The sequence below is a fragment of the Burkholderia arboris genome, assembly GCF_038723655.1.
Lineage (GTDB): Bacteria > Pseudomonadota > Gammaproteobacteria > Burkholderiales > Burkholderiaceae > Burkholderia > Burkholderia arboris.
In genome coordinates this window covers 1,207,820-1,222,316 of the sequence record NZ_CP109822.1, presented here as the reverse complement: position 1 = coordinate 1,222,316, position 14,497 = coordinate 1,207,820, and the positions used below count along the sequence as shown (strand labels likewise).

15 protein-coding genes are annotated in these 14,497 nt (G+C 61.1%); 2 read left to right on the top strand and 13 right to left on the bottom strand.

All coding sequences use genetic code 11. From position 1 onward, the window contains the following. Positions 1–44: 44 nt before the first annotated feature. Entirely contained in the window at positions 45–551 is a 507-nt protein-coding gene (locus OHZ10_RS22860; protein WP_174993098.1) for a hypothetical protein, read from the bottom strand. 500 nt (positions 552–1,051) lie between these two features. On the opposite strand from OHZ10_RS22860, the gene OHZ10_RS22855 reads away from it, so the two are divergent. Continuing rightward, complete coding sequence (locus OHZ10_RS22855; protein WP_063805276.1) at positions 1,052–1,897, top strand: M24 family metallopeptidase; 846 nt, start codon at positions 1,052–1,054, stop codon at positions 1,895–1,897. Positions 1,898–1,925: 28 nt separating this feature from the next. On the opposite strand, the gene OHZ10_RS22850 is transcribed toward OHZ10_RS22855, so the two are convergent. Next, on the bottom strand, positions 1,926–2,819 hold the full coding sequence (locus tag OHZ10_RS22850) for a LysR substrate-binding domain-containing protein (protein WP_059237416.1): 894 nt from the start codon (positions 2,817–2,819) through the stop codon (positions 1,926–1,928). After that, on the bottom strand, positions 2,816–3,079 hold the full coding sequence (locus OHZ10_RS22845; protein WP_342706021.1) for a hypothetical protein: 264 nt from the start codon (positions 3,077–3,079) through the stop codon (positions 2,816–2,818). Before OHZ10_RS22845 ends, OHZ10_RS22850 begins: the two co-directional genes overlap by 4 nt. A gap of 336 nt (positions 3,080–3,415) precedes the next feature. Between OHZ10_RS22845 and OHZ10_RS22840 the strand changes: the two genes are divergently transcribed. Further along, the gene (locus OHZ10_RS22840) at positions 3,416–3,871 is read left to right on the top strand and encodes a carboxymuconolactone decarboxylase family protein (RefSeq protein WP_342705841.1); all 456 of its coding nucleotides are present in this window, start codon (positions 3,416–3,418) and stop codon (positions 3,869–3,871) included. Here OHZ10_RS22840 and OHZ10_RS22835 read toward each other — a convergent pair. The 10 genes from OHZ10_RS22835 to OHZ10_RS22790 form a co-directional block, all read right to left on the bottom strand. Continuing rightward, complete coding sequence (locus OHZ10_RS22835) at positions 3,822–4,724, bottom strand: LysR family transcriptional regulator (RefSeq protein WP_063805261.1); 903 nt, start codon at positions 4,722–4,724, stop codon at positions 3,822–3,824. The two genes, OHZ10_RS22840 and OHZ10_RS22835, sit on opposite strands and share 50 nt — an antisense overlap. A 205-nt stretch (positions 4,725–4,929) precedes the next feature. Then, a complete protein-coding gene (locus OHZ10_RS22830) occupies positions 4,930–5,157 on the bottom strand; it encodes a hypothetical protein (RefSeq protein WP_011355943.1) in 228 nt (75 codons plus the stop codon). Positions 5,158–5,200: 43 nt separating this feature from the next. Beyond that, positions 5,201–5,461, bottom strand: coding sequence for a hypothetical protein (locus OHZ10_RS22825; protein ID WP_155627214.1), 261 nt, complete (start codon positions 5,459–5,461; stop codon positions 5,201–5,203). 848 nt (positions 5,462–6,309) lie between these two features. Beyond that, positions 6,310–6,933, bottom strand: coding sequence for a LysE family transporter (locus OHZ10_RS22820; protein WP_174993094.1), 624 nt, complete (start codon positions 6,931–6,933; stop codon positions 6,310–6,312). Positions 6,934–7,079: 146 nt separating this feature from the next. Continuing rightward, on the bottom strand, positions 7,080–7,712 hold the full coding sequence (gene yfcF, locus OHZ10_RS22815; protein WP_081051937.1) for a glutathione transferase: 633 nt from the start codon (positions 7,710–7,712) through the stop codon (positions 7,080–7,082). Between the two features lie 144 nt (positions 7,713–7,856). Further along, entirely contained in the window at positions 7,857–8,267 is a 411-nt protein-coding gene (locus tag OHZ10_RS22810) for a TIGR02594 family protein (protein WP_059237421.1), read from the bottom strand. A gap of 278 nt (positions 8,268–8,545) precedes the next feature. Further along, the gene (locus OHZ10_RS22805) at positions 8,546–8,899 is read right to left on the bottom strand and encodes a hypothetical protein (RefSeq protein ID WP_342705840.1); all 354 of its coding nucleotides are present in this window, start codon (positions 8,897–8,899) and stop codon (positions 8,546–8,548) included. A 1,601-nt stretch (positions 8,900–10,500) separates the two neighbouring features. After that, the gene (locus OHZ10_RS22800; protein WP_174993092.1) at positions 10,501–11,304 is read right to left on the bottom strand and encodes a hypothetical protein; all 804 of its coding nucleotides are present in this window, start codon (positions 11,302–11,304) and stop codon (positions 10,501–10,503) included. A gap of 303 nt (positions 11,305–11,607) precedes the next feature. Continuing rightward, a complete protein-coding gene (locus tag OHZ10_RS22795; protein ID WP_174993057.1) occupies positions 11,608–12,018 on the bottom strand; it encodes a hypothetical protein in 411 nt (136 codons plus the stop codon). Between the two features lie 466 nt (positions 12,019–12,484). Further along, positions 12,485–14,347 (bottom strand): methyl-accepting chemotaxis protein, encoded by a 1,863-nt coding sequence (locus OHZ10_RS22790; RefSeq protein ID WP_342705839.1) that lies wholly within the window; start codon positions 14,345–14,347, stop codon positions 12,485–12,487. Between the last annotated feature and the right edge of the window lie 150 nt (positions 14,348–14,497).

The following is a 14,497-nucleotide window of genomic DNA, read 5'->3' as shown; positions in this document are numbered from 1 at the left end:
TTCGCTACCCCTGCACGATGTGTTCGTCGTGGAGATAGGATGATTCACTTCCTGACGTCACGGGCAGCAAAGTACAAGTCTTTGGTTTGTGCGTTCAGGAGGTACCCGCCGTGAACGTTCTGAAACGACCCGCTTCGCCCCAACCCGTCGAAATCAAAGCTCACGCAGAGATAGCGCTGACGGCCTTCTCTTGCGATGCTCCACTCCGCGAGCGACGGATTGAATGCGGCCGGCTTGATTCCGCCGTTCTTTCCAACGGGCCTGGCCGCGGACAACCGATAGAGTTTTCCAGCGTAGATCAATGCCGGTGTCGACTTCCGTTCCGCGTAGCCGACGTCGGTGCCTTCATGTTTGACGAGATAGCTTGCGTCGAAGCCGCCTGCGTAGTTGTCCTCCTGCAGAACTTCATGCGTATTGATGGCCTCGATCGCAACTGTTGGCGCGACGGACTGCGCAAGAAGGCAGCTTTTAACCAGATCTTCGTTCGGCGCAGCGGCCCTTCCTTGACAGGAAATCGCCATGGCGATCGCAACGAAACCAACTTTTTTCATCGATCCTCGCTCCCACGCATAACGTCAAAGTAATGCCGATCCTACTTCGGAAGGATCGCCCGGCCAATGCCGGCGGCGGCACACACCAGCAAAGCCGGCACAAGGCCGGCTTTGTCGTTGAAGCATATTGCTGCGCATTGTCACGAAGCCGTATGTTGCTTACGTTCGATACTGAAGCACGACCTCCAACCCGAGTTACCGATCCAGCGCCAGCTTCGCGCCGAGCCCCAGCAGGATCGGCCCCATCGCCGCATCGATCGGCTTGAGCAGTTTCGCGTCAAATTCCGTTCACATCTAACGTGAATATTCGTCGTTGGACTCATGGTGCCGCCCGCAACATACTCGGTTCACACAGTGCAATCGGTACTGCATTGACACGAAGCTGCGGCACGAGAAGCCATTGCATCCGTTCTGGATGTCTCGGTCAGATACCGGCCACCGGAATTGCGCTCTCCAGTATCGCAGCATGCTTTCAACCTCAACATACTCGGTGAAACATGATGCAAAACGTCGACTACAACAAGATTTCCATCAAGACGCCCGAAGAGATCGCGATGCTGCGGGTGGCCGGGCGCATCGCGGCACAGGTTCTGCAGGATCTCACCCCGCACATTCAGCCCGGCGTGACTTCGCGTCAGATCAACGACATCGCCTACGACCTGATCGTCAACAAGTACCACGCGGAAATCGACCGGGAAGACCTCTCCGGGTACGACTCGAGCCAGTACGCCTGTATTTCGATCGCCCACAACGAGAACGCCTTCAGTGGCGAGCCTAACGACCTGCCACTGAAGAAGGGGGATTTGTTCGGGGTGGATGTCAGCATCAAGAAGAACGGATGGTGCGGCGATACGCAACGTATGTGGATCGTTGGCGAGGAGACCAGCTCCGAGGCGCGCCTGCTGATGTCCGTCGGGTATCAGGCCATGTGCCTTGGCATCAGCCTGGTTCGCCCTGGCGCAAAACTCCAGGACATCGCACGGCGCGTTCAGGCCTATGTCGAATCCTTCGGCTTCTCCATGCTGCGCGTACCCAGCGGGACGGGCCATTCGACTGGCCAAGTTCATGCGGATGGCTGGCTGATCCCCTACTACGAATCGTCCGTCAACGAAGGAAGGGTGCTCGAGAAGGGCATGGTCATCACGGTCGAACCGTTCATCTGTGCCGGATCGGGGGAAGGCATCCGTTTGAACAACGTGACGCGGGCCGCCCAAACCGCCGACAAGTCGCTGGCCGTCTATTGGGAGCATGTGGTGGCAGTCACCGATACCGGCTGCGAGGTGCTCGACCTGCGCGAAGGCGAAGATATTCGCTTCTACGACGCGAACGCACGCGCCCATCGCTGACGAGGTGCTCGCGCGTGGCCCGCGTGATTCAGTTCATGCGCGCCACCATCCCCTCCAACCATGCCGCGAACTGAAGGATGGCCGCCTGTTTGGGGTTGTCCTCACGCCAACAGAAATAGTAGGCGAGGTTGGAGGGTATTCGGGTCGATCCGACCTGCACAAGTTTTCCATCGCGCAGATATGCCCTTATCAACCGCTCCCTCAGCATCGCAATCCCTTGTCCGGCGAGCGCGGCATGGAGCAACGATGCCGCATCGTCGAACATCGGGCCGTACTTCGGGGTGGCGTCGGTGATACCTGCGGCATGAAAAAACTCCTGCCACGATCGACCGGAAAATCGTAGCAGCGGTCCTTGGTCGAGATCCCAGCCTTTCAAGGCGATCTGCCTGTCGCGAAATTCTGGCGTGCATACGGCGATCACCGAATCGTCGAACAGCTTGCGCGACTGGAAGCCGTTACGCTCGATACTCTTGTGCCAGATACCGATATCCGACTCGTGACCGTCCGGCACTTCCAGCGTGTGACGGACAGCAATCGACAAGTCGAGATTCGGATGTTCGTCGTAAAACAAGTCGAGTGCAGGAATGAGCCAGACGGTCGCGAAGTCGGCCATCACGCTCAGCTTGAGCACCAGTCGCTGCTGCTGCTCCGCGTGCGTGGCCTCCAGCAACGCGAACTCGATATCGGCCAAACCCTTGCGCACCCGCTCTGCGAGACGCGTGCAGGTCGGCGTTGGAATCATCTGCGCCTGCTTGCGCGTGAACAGGGACAAATTGAGCAAGGTCTCGACCTGCCGAATCTGGTGACTGATGGCGCTATGCGTCAGGCTCAGTTCGTTCGCGGCCAAAGTGAAACTCCGGCATCGTTCGGCGGTCTCGAGGGCCCGCAGGGCGGACAGATTGAGGCGAAGTCGTTCATTCATGGGAAACCGATCCAGTTTGCTCGCGCGGCCCGAAGCTCACGCCTGACTATGGCATGGGTGAGCGTGCGCGCGCAGGTCCACAGCAGGAAGATCGCCGGCGACAGGTTCGCCGTGAGTTGAGTGAATGGGAAGCCCACGATGTCGCGCGCACGTAGCCCGAACCATGCAGCTTCGTGCTGGCCGACGGATTCGGCGAGCGTGGCAGTCTCGATCTTGAATTCGTCCGTGCATTGCCGTTTCGGCACTGACTTTTCTGACATCCAACCCTCCGTACAAATGGGAAATTAGCAAATTCCTGCTGTACGCGAAATCAAGGCAGCGTCAGACCGCTGCCGAATCGCTCAAGCAACTTTGCGGACTTCGCCGGCAGATTTGCCGGTTTGTGACGCATACCGCCTCGTTGGAAGCATCATCTGTGTTGAACACGAAACGCCTGACCGGCCCCGGGAATCGCTCGCAACGCGACTCCAGGCGGATGGCCAATTCCCCACTCCCAGTGGGAAATGATCCAACCAGACAGGTGTTTTTCAACGCGCCGCCTCCCCCCACACTGCGTCTGTCCGCCGGCATTTCGGCGCTTCCCGACGAGGTCAACGATGACGCAGCCACTTCTTCCCCGAGACGACACCTATGCACGCGGTCTCGCGTTGTTCGAGCGCCTGCACGGCGCGCATAGCGGCAAGGATCTCGCCGAGTCGCGCGAAACGCTCTGCCCGGATTTCCTGACGATGACGATGCAATGGGCGTTCGCCGGCGTGCTGGACCGGCCCGGGCTCGACCTCGCGACACGCGAGCTGGTCGTGATCGCCAGCTGCGTGACGCTCGGATACGCGCTGCCGCAGTTGCGCGCGCACGTCGAAGCTGCACTGGTCGCGGGCGCGACGCGTGAGCAGATCATCGAGACGATCCTGCAGACGATGTTCTATGCGGGTGGTGCCGCCGTGAACAACGCGCTAGGCGTCGTGGCCGACGTGTTCGCCGCCTCGCCGGACGCCGACGGCCTCAAGACGCCAACTCCGGAACCCCAAAATGATCGAGCGCGAACGCAATGAACGCGCGAAGTTTGGCGGGTGCACCGGTATCGCGCGCGTAGAGCAGGTAAAAATCGCGGCCGCCCGATTCGTACTCGGCCAGCAGCACGCGCAGGCGGCCGGCATCGAGATCGTCCTTGACCAGGCCGAACGGCTGCAGGATCACGCCGCCGCCGGCCAGCGCGGCCTCGCGTAGCGCAGGGCCGCTGTCCACGCGCAGCCGGTACGTGACCGGCACTTCGATCGGCCCGTCGGGCCCGTCGAATCGCCAGCGATAACGCGGCCCCCATCGCGTATGGCCGAGGCAATCGTGATTCAGCAGATCCTGCGGTGTAGCAGGCGTGCCGTGGCGGGACAAATACGCCGGCGACGCGCAGACGACCATCCGGTAGTACGACGGCAACGACCGCGCGACGAGCGACGAATCGGCCAACGGCCCGATGCGAAACGCGAGATCAATGCCATCGCCGACCGGATCGACTGCCGCATCGGTCAGCACAAGCTCGATATCGACACGCGGATACTGCGCGAGAAAGACGGCAACGGCTGGTGCGAGTTGCGTCACCCCGAACGAGATCGGTGCAGCGATGCGCAGGTGGCCGGCTGGATCGCCTCCAAGCGCCGACGCGGCGTCGTCTGCCGTCTCGACCCGATCGAGGATGTCGCGACAGCGCTCCAGGTAAAGGGCGCCGGCCTCGGTCAGATGGTGGCGCCGCGTCGTGCGATGCAGCAGCTTCACACCAAGACGCGCCTCGAGCGCGTTCAGGTGCTTGCCGACCATGCTCGGCGACAGGCCGAGCCGCTCGGCCGCGGTGGTCAGACTGCCGGTATCGACGATCTCGACGAACACCGACATGCTTTCGAAGCGGTCCATGTTGATTTGATGGCGCGAAGAGGAATGGGGCCGGCGAGCGCGATCGCGCACGCACCGCGCCAATCTTCGCACGAATGTGCCCGCAACTCCCCCATCGCGGAAATGCGCCATCGGGCATGCCGGACAGCAAGGCAAAGGGGCCTTCCCCGTGCCTTGCTCTCGCATCCGCGATCGATGCGCGGGACGTCCCGCGCGCCGTCACACGTCAGCGCCAGCCTCGATGCCAGCCGTAGTGCGGATGCCACCATCCCCACCCGTAGTGCGGGTGATAGCGCCACGAATAGCCGGGAGCCGGCATCACGCCGACCGGCGCAACGTAGACGACGCCAGCGGGGGCAACAGCCGGCGGTTCAGCCGGGGCCACCACGCAGCCGGACAGCGATGCGCCCAGCAGCAGTGACGCGACCAGGGTGTAACAGGTTTTCGATTTCATCATGGATCATCCTAACGTCGTGGTCGGGCGCTGCAGCCAGCGGTTACTGCCAGCCCGGATGCCGTGCGCGGTAGTACTCGAGCGCAGCGGCACGCTCCTGCTCGGCTTGCCGAGCCAGTTGCTCCGCACGCGCCATGTGGCCGCCGAACTCGCCGCCGTGTTCCTGCTGGATGATGTGCATTTCCTCGATGGACCGCTGAAGATCGTGCGTGGCGGCCATCGCCTTGTTGTGAAGCTCATCGGCAAATGCGGCATTCGCCATCAAAGCGGCGCACAGAATCACGGGAATGGATTTGAGTTTCATGAGTGCAGTTTTTCCGTCTTGTCGTGAAAGGGATTGTTGCTGCAGTAGTGAACGTCCCGTCCCGACCCACTGTTGACGCTGCATCGCTCAGACTTTGTAAATCTGCATTACGCACTCGTGAGCGGGCTTTCACCCATGCGCCCGGCTTGTGATTTCCTTTCGATTCGCACTCGTGACGTCGCCCGCGACACGACCTGCGCCGCCTGTCCGACGAGGAAATGTTTCCCGTCTGAGCACCGGGCCATCTTGCCGGTCGCACGCTCGACGAGGCCGGCCTTGCGAACGAGACACGGCTTGGAAGGCGGGCGAATCCGATCGCACAGCGACATCGCCAGACTCGGCGGCAACCGGGATGGGAGTTATCAGGGGCGCAGGCCGCTTGTTCAGCGAAGCGCTCTACAGCGTCCAGGGAACGCAAGTGCCGTACTTCTTCGTGCGTAACCGGCGTCGGTATCTGATGTGGTCGTGCTATCCGGAGGCATCGAGGGGGGACACCAGTGTCCCGACTCTGCACCTCCGAACGCCGGGCTACTCAGGGAGTGAAATTGAAGACATTCCCCAATCATTCCCGATCCCGCATACCGACCCGCAGCAGTTTCGCCTTTATCTCGAGAGCCGGTGGTCGACACGCGCAAACACCGGCCGTGTGCTCGCCGTTTCGAACCGCCGACAACAAACGGGCGGCCGGCTTCATCTCGACTATCGAAGCCTGCGATACAACGCCAGCCACGACGACACTCACGATGCGCTTGCGACGGCGTGCCCGAACGGGATCGCAGTGATCAGGCTGGTAGCTGGCGCGGGCCAAATGACGATTGAACCGATAGCACAGCCGATCGCTGCCTTGCTTACCGATCCAGCGCCAGCTTCGCGCCGAGCCCCAACAGGATGGTCCCCATTACCGCGTCGATCGGCTTGCGCAGTTTCGCGTAGCCCGTCTGCACGCGGTTCGTCGAGAACAGCACGGCGACCGTGCAGAACCACGTCAACGAGACGGCAACGACCACGGCCAGCGTCGCGCCATGCACCCACGCCGGTGCGTGTGCAGGCAGCAGCGTGACGAACAGACTGCCGAAGAACGCTGCGGCTTTCGGATTGGTCAACCCGACCAGCAGCCCTTTTCGATACGCGTGCACACCGCCGCGCACAACGGGCTGACTCGCGGATTCAGCCTGTTGCGCGGACTGACGCAGGCCCGATAGCGTCTTGATACCGAGGTAAATCAGATACGCGGCGCCGGCGATGCGAATCGCCTCATACAGCCACGCGAGCTTCGCGACGATCAGCCCGAGCCCGAAAATCGCCATCGCCGCCCAGACCGCATGCGATGACGCAATACCCAATGCAGCCAGAAGGCCCGCACGGCGATTGCCGAGCGCGTGGGACGAAACGGCGATCAGGTCGGGCCCGGGGCTGACGCACGCCAGCAACATCACGCCGCCGACTGCGGCGAGTTGGGGAAGATAGCTCATGGCGGTTCGGGTGAATTCGTCGAGAAGGAAGAAAACCGATCCAATCTGGCATGCCGATTTTCGGTGTGTATCGGACTGCGGGTAGTACGACGTGCCGGCGCGCTGCGCACTCCTCCGCGCCGCCGACACGCCCCTGCTTCTGCGAATTACAGCGGCGGACGCTTCAGCTTCACCCAGCGCTGCACCGACGCCCGCTCCCACTGCGCACGCGCATAGTCGGCGAGGCGCTGCGGCACCGGATCGTCATTCAGCACCAGACGGTTCAGCATCACCGCCAGATCGACATCGGCAATGCTCCACTCGCCGAACAGGTGTGCCGCGCCCGGCGCGAGCAGCTTGTCGGCAGCCGCGAACAGCTTCTGCGCGGCGGCCTGTGCGAGACTCGACAGCGGCTCGCTCGACGGCCCGTAGAACAGCACTTCGGTCGACCGTTCCGAGCGGATCGGCATCAGGTCGCTGCGCAGCCACGCCTGCACCTGACGCGCCCGCGCACGCTGGCGCGGCTCGGCCGGGTAGATCCGTGTGCCCGGGAATGTCTCGTCAAGATACTCGGTAATCGCCGACGATTCCGACAGCGCGAAATCGTCGTGCACGAGCGTCGGCACGCGTTGTGTCAGCGACGTCGCCGCATAGTCCGGCGCGAAATGCGCGCGGTTGCCGAGATCGACGGTCACCAGTTCGTACGGCAGCGATTTTTCCTCGAGCGCGACGAAGACCGACATCGCGTATGGGCTCGTGTATTGCGCATCCGCGTAGAGACGGAGATTACCGGTTTGCACTGCTTGCTCCTTGTGGGTGCGGAGGCCGGCGACGACGGGTTCGCGCGCCGACGGGCTCCGGGTGGGTCAATGCGGTGTGTTCGACAGATTAGCAGCGGCAGGAAAGGTGTCGTTTGCCGTTTTGTGTGTGCTGCCGCTGCGTGGTCATGCGGTGGAGGGCCAGCGATAGGCGATCACTTCGTTCAACGGGTATGCGAGTTCGCGGACTTCTTCCAGCTGGTTGCCGCCGAAAAGGTACACGTGTTCGGTGTCGTGACGGAGGTAGAAGCCGACGTGCCCTTTCCAGCTTGTCGGGTCGTCACGGGTCAGGATCGCGATGCAGCCGTAGACCGGGCGCTCCAACGGGCGGCCCCATTCGAGCCATGAGCGTGCGAGTGCGGAGCCGGTGCCGCGGAATCCGGCGTGTGTCATGCACCAGTTCACGAAGGACGAGCACCAGGAAATTTTGTCGTCGTAGCCGACCAGGTTCGTCTGGTTGTTGTACTCGACGATCCGCGGGTTGATGCTGCCCGGCGGGTGACGGCGGATGCCGAGTTCGGCCAGGGCGACAGGCATCCAGGGTGAGTGGGCGGTCGCTTCCGGGCTGCCCTCGGGGGTCGATCGGGTCACGGCGGTCTCGGAATTTCGGGATATGGGGAATCTTCGCATGAATGCGGGAAGCGGACAGCGCGATTTCGGCGGGCGTGTTTTGGCATCACGGTCCATGTGGTCGTGACACTTGTTGACGGTGGATGTGGATGTAGGCCAGGGCGGTATCGCCCCGGCGGTCAATCGCGTTCTGGAAACGCCTGCATTCCACTCGCTAGAGCCGCATCAAGCAGCCCTTGCAGGTGTTATAGCGGCGACGGTCCCCGATCAGGATCGTGATACGGCTGCTCTCGCAGCGCCAGCTGGGCGTTGTCCGGCGTGATCGTGATCTGCCGGGTGGCGTCGTTGACGTCGAGGTACACGCGGTCGCCCGGCTTGAATCCGAAGATCTTGAAATTGATATCGATCGCCTTCATCCAAGGCAGGTACGGCCAGCCACGCTTGGGAAGATCCGGGTAGTTGCGCAGGACCAGTTCAAACGTCTTTTGCATGTTGACGGGTTTGTTCTTCCTGCGACGTGTCTTACTATTGGCGTCAGCCATTTTCAACTCCTGGTTTGAGTTGCTGGTGGTCAGCGGGTCGTATGGGTTGGCGCCCATGCGGCCCGCGCTTCTTTGTTGCCTTGGGTTTCCCCTTCTTTCTCCCCTCTCGCTGTGTCTTGTTGGGCAAGACGGATTTTTCGACCATCGGTGCGGAGGGAGCTGCGTTCAACTTCCGATGGCGAGAAGCAAGGCTTCATGACCAGTGTAGTTGGGCTGGCATCTCAGAAATGGGGATTTGAGGGGGGCTGGCCAAAGGGTATATAGATGCGCTCGACACGCGGCTCCTTCGAGCGGACTGAGGCAGATGTCGTTGTTAGAGCGAGCTATTCAGGCCCGACAAAACTAACGAGTGGGGCTTGGCAACTTGCATCATTGCTTGATCGAGATCTGATCGACTTTGATCCAACGAAGCAGATGTTTACCCGATGCGTTCACGTAGTCCACGTAAGCCCACCCAGTCGGAGACTGCTTCAGTACAGTTACGACATCATTCTGGACGAGGTAGGCTCGACTTGCGGTCGTGTCGTCTGGGGCTGTGAACAGAGTCGCTTTTGCGACCGACACCGCAGCGGTCGGGCCTTCAACACCCACTCCTTGCTCTACCGGCGTACCTCCAGACGTGGCAGAGCCTTTCGAAAGCGCCGTATCCACCAGTTGCGCATCGAAGCGGGCCCCGTCCGCCTTTAGAGCCGCTGCGATTTTCCGATAGGACTCGCGATTGGCCGAGGAAAGTGGGTCACACCGCAAGAGATTGTCGGCCCCCGAAGCATCGCGCATCAGTGTGGGGGCTGTCCTGCGTTGATGGAGGTCAACTTACTGCTTGCCGAGGGACGATCTCGCGTGAGCATCATCGAAGTTTGGGAATCTGTACTCCACTGGGCACCTTGATTCGGTTGCCATCCTGCTCCGCAAATCTCTCCGGTTTGCTCGGCCGTAATGCAGCCTGTCTTTATCTCAATCATGGAACAGTACTCCCGGTTCAGTACCGCTTCCGTTTGCCCTTGCCCCGTGAACACTGTTCCCTGGTCGTTTCGCATAACGATTACATATTGACCGGAAGGAGCGATATTCCATTTGTTAGGAGGCTCCATCTGCGTTCCGCCACCGGTGCTCGACTCACCTGCTCGTGGTAGCAGGCCGAACGTCGCTCCATTCGGAAACGAGAAAACCGCTTTCTTCCAGACCCGACGGGGCAATGGATCTTGAGGGTTCGCAGCATTGCTATAGAGCACTGCTGCTCCGCCAGGCAATGCAAGGCGTAGAGTGGACTGCGGTTCTGCGCTTGCAAGACCTGACCAAAGCATAGTCATCGCAAGCATAGTTCCGACACGCATGACACGCGTGCATGAGGTACTTGCCCGCAACAACGAAACACGCGGCTTCGTAAGTTCCAACGCTGACTCATCCAAAATGGCATTTCCCAAACTTGGATCAAATGTTGATAACGCTCACGGCATGGTTCACGCCTTCCAGTGCGCCACTCATCGGGTGCCTCTCGGGCAACAGGATACTCATTTTGCTGCACCGCAAGCACAGCGATGAAAGCAACCGGGCGCGGCAGGTCGCAGAACAAGGTTCAAGCGTAACCGCCCGACAAGGCAACGGCCTACCGCTCATAACTCAGCCACCGCCGACGATCTGCTTTAGGTCAACTTCGGTCAGGGTTTCACATTCCCTTGCCTGGAGCCGATGGCCGCAGCAATGCGGCTTTGCGCAGCGACGAGTTGGTCATCCGTGGTCGCCACCAGCCACAGACGCGCCTGCTCCTCGATTTGGCGGTTGTGCTCCTTCAACGGGCCCATCGCGGCAGCGGCCTTCCAGACCACCGGGGCGATTCGGCTTTTCCTGCCTGACGGCGCGCCTACCAGCAGGCAATAAGGTCCCAGCGGGAGCGATACAAACGGCAGTGCCGGACTGGCACGCACGCGCCAGTCGATAAAGGGCGTGTCGCCGATAAGCAGCGGCATGGGCAAGCCGTGGAGCACACTGAAATCATACAGCGCCAGTTGCTCCCGCATGCCGGCGTAAATACTCCGGATGTCGTCGACAACCGCCGCGCGGATCTCGTCATCGAACATTGGTTCCTGCGCGTATCGGGCAAACGCCTTTCGAGCCTCCCGTTGATATGCGCTGAACAGGCCAATCTCCACGCAGTCCTGCACTGCGCGCTGGACATCCGCTACAGAACCGGCTTCCTCCGGCGTACCCAACTGCGCGGCCCGCAAAAACCGGGCAAGTCCAGCCTCCTGGATCGCTGGACCCTCGGCAGATGCATCGTCTTCAGCGTCCTTGCAAAGGGGCACGTAGATATATTTCTCGGCCGCGAAATGCGACTTCTTACCCTCGTCAAACCTGATTTCGCCATCAACGCAGTCCAGATAGCGAGTCCCGATTCGACCATGTTCCCAAACCCAATTTTTCAGGAGCGGGCGTAGTGGATGCAGTCTGTCGTGATCGGTCATGGAGGCCTCCAGGTTGCCCAGTATAGTTCCAAGTTGTCGATCGCTTCGTGGAGGATATGGCGATCAATCGGTCTACTACCGCCGTTGGAACCCGCGCAGCCTCAACAGCTCTGTTCAACCGGATATCCGTGGTCCCGTGCCTGCGCGCTGAGCAGCAAGTGCTCGGCCTTCGCAGGCGTTCACGTGTCGGCCGCGGTAGGTCGACTTGACGCTACCTTGCGGACGTTCGGCTGATCATCTGCACCGAACGTCTGCTGTCAGGCTCAGCGAATAGGCACTCTCGATCCACTGCAGCCACTCGCTCTACGAAATGAGCGATTCGCTGACGAAGACGTTATAAGGCATGGCTTCCGGATCCAGACTTTCAGGCATGGGTATGCCGTTTCCGCAATAGTCGATTTCGACATCGGCTAGATGACCTGACTCGTCGGCAAAGAGCAAAATCTCAATCGACCCCCAGCCTTCCGGTTCCCTCCGATCCCGGAAGTCCGCTTCAAACACCCTTCGATAGGGCTGTCCACTTGAAGCGATGGCAATGGGAGGAACTTTATCGGGCGCGACCAACGACAGGCCAAAGGTGTTGCATCCACACTCACAGAGTCTGACGATCTCTGCATTCAAGAACTGCGCGGCAAGCGCGTCTCGATTTGGAAATGGGCAGCGCTCAAGAATAAACGTAATCCAATAGGCTGCCTGGTTCAGATCGTTTGCCATATTACGTCCTAGCAACATCATCCGTAGACTTGATCCCCGCATTCGCCCTCTTGGCCCAAGCCTTCAAAAGCAAGACCGTCGTAACGAGCAGATTCACCCTCCCGCTATCCGACGTCAAGAACAGCCCATCTGGCCCGGGCGTCGTCCCGTCATCGGCCACAACGCTCTGCACGACACTCCCCGCCTTCGCAGAAAACCCTTTCACGTCGGCCGCATTTTTCTTATCCAGATCCGCCTGATCTTCCATCTTCGCCGCACCAACTTCTGCCGCAACCTTCTCCCGATAAGCCAGATACGACTCCGTCGGCGACCCGACACCCTTCGCCCCACCCCAACCGTCAACCTGGAAATGCGTTTCATTTCTATAGACGTCACCAAATCCCGCGCCAACATGCAAAAACGGCCACCGTGAACCCACGGCAGCCGTCCCTTAGAAACGCCCCAGTTCTAAATCGCGAATCAGCCTTTACTCATCCACCTTGAAAGCCGACACCAGCTTGGTCAACTCCGCCGCCTGCTGCTTCAAACTCGCCGCCGCCGCCGCGCTTTCCTCGACCAAAGCCGCATTCTGCTGCGTCATCTGATCGAGCGACTGCACCGCATCGCCAATCTGATCGATCCCGGCACTCTGCTCCAGGCTCGCCTCGGCAATCTCGCTCATCATCGCGCTCACGCCCTGAACCTGCGAGACAACGTCGCTCATCACCTTCCCCGCCTCACTCACCAGCCGCGACCCGGTATTCACCGTCCCCGCGCTGTGTTCGATCAGCGCCTTGATCTCCTTCGCCGCCTGCGCGCTGCGCTGCGCCAGATTCCGCACTTCCGAAGCCACGACCGCGAACCCGCGCCCCTGCTCCCCGGCCCGCGCCGCTTCCACAGCCGCATTCAAAGCCAGAATATTCGTCTGGAACGAAATGCTGTCGATCATCACGATGATCTCGGAGATCCGCTGCGACGCGTCGCTGATCTGCTCCATCGTCGTCACGACCTCGCCCACCACCTGCCCGCCGCGCGCCGCCGTATCCGACGCGCCGTTGATCATCTTCGCGGCCGTCGTCGCCGTCTCGGTGTTGTTGCGCACCACGGCCGTGATCTCTTCCATTGACGAAGCCGTCCGCTCCAGGTTGCTCGACTGGCCTTCGGTCCGCTCGCTCAGATCCGCATTCCCCGAAGCAATCTGCGCCGATCCGGTCGCAATCGAAGCCGACGCCGCACGAATCCGGTGAACCAGCGTCGACAGCGACGACACGAACCGGTTGAACGCATCCGACAACTGCCCGATCTCGTCCTGGCTCTCGACCGTCATGCGGCGCGTCAGGTCGCCCTGGCCGCTGGCGATCTCCGACAGCAGCGTCGCCGCGCGGCGGATCGGCGCGGCAATCGCGCGGCCCACCAGCCAGATCACGAGCAGCGCAACCCCGAGCCCCACTACCGCCGCAACCAGCGCCGCGCTGCGGATTGCCCGCGTCACCGGCCCAAGCAATTCAGCCTGCGGCACCTCGACGACGACATACGCATTCAGCTCCGGAATGAACGACGTCGCGATGAAGCGCGCGCCGCCGTCACCCTCGTAGCTCAGGTACGCATACGGCTTGCCGGCGAGCAGCGTCGACGACGCATCGCCCGGCAGGCCCTGCTCATCCTTCAGGAAATGCTTGCCGTCGATCAGCGACGTATCGCGATGCATCATGATCGCGCCGTCAGGACGCACGAGATACGCGTAGCCGGTCTCGCCGATCCGGTAGGCCGAGATGCCCTTCGCGAGCGCATCGACGGACAAGCTCATGCATGCCGCGCCGATCGGCACGCCGTCGAGTTCCACGCGGCTGTTGATGAACATCATGTAGCCGCCGACGGTCGCCTCGCGATCCATGTTCACGTCGAACGTCTTGCCCGACGACAGGAAATTGGTCAGCCACTGATCCTTGTCGGTCACCTTCCGCTGCAGGCCGGCTTCGGTGTAGTAGTTGCCGCTCTTGACCGACACCCACTGCACGGACGCCGCCTTCTGCTCGTCCTTCACGTTCTTCGCCAGCTGGATCCAGTTGCGCGTGCCGGCATCGGGTTCGCCGTCGGCTTCCCATTGCAGCACGAACGCATCGCGCGCGAGGATGCGCGACGCGGCGATCGGGCCGGCCATCTGGCGCTGCACGTCGGCGCGAATGCCGTTCACGGCCGTCGGCAGCTCTTCGCGGACGACACGATCGCGCACCGCGTTGCCGATCAGACGGACGCTGAGCCCGCTCGAAATCGCGACGAACACGAGCAGACAACTCGTCATGCTGAGAATCAGCTTGTTCTGAATGGAAAGCTTGCGCCAGAAATGCATGGGGAACCCTCGATAACCGCTCGGTCTGAGCCAGTTTGAGTTATCGGCATGCACGCGCAGAACCTCATCGCTGATTTCAGATACCAATCATGCGAGATTCGTTATGTTGATGACAGGCGGGCATATTCGGCCGCCTATATGTGCTGGAAC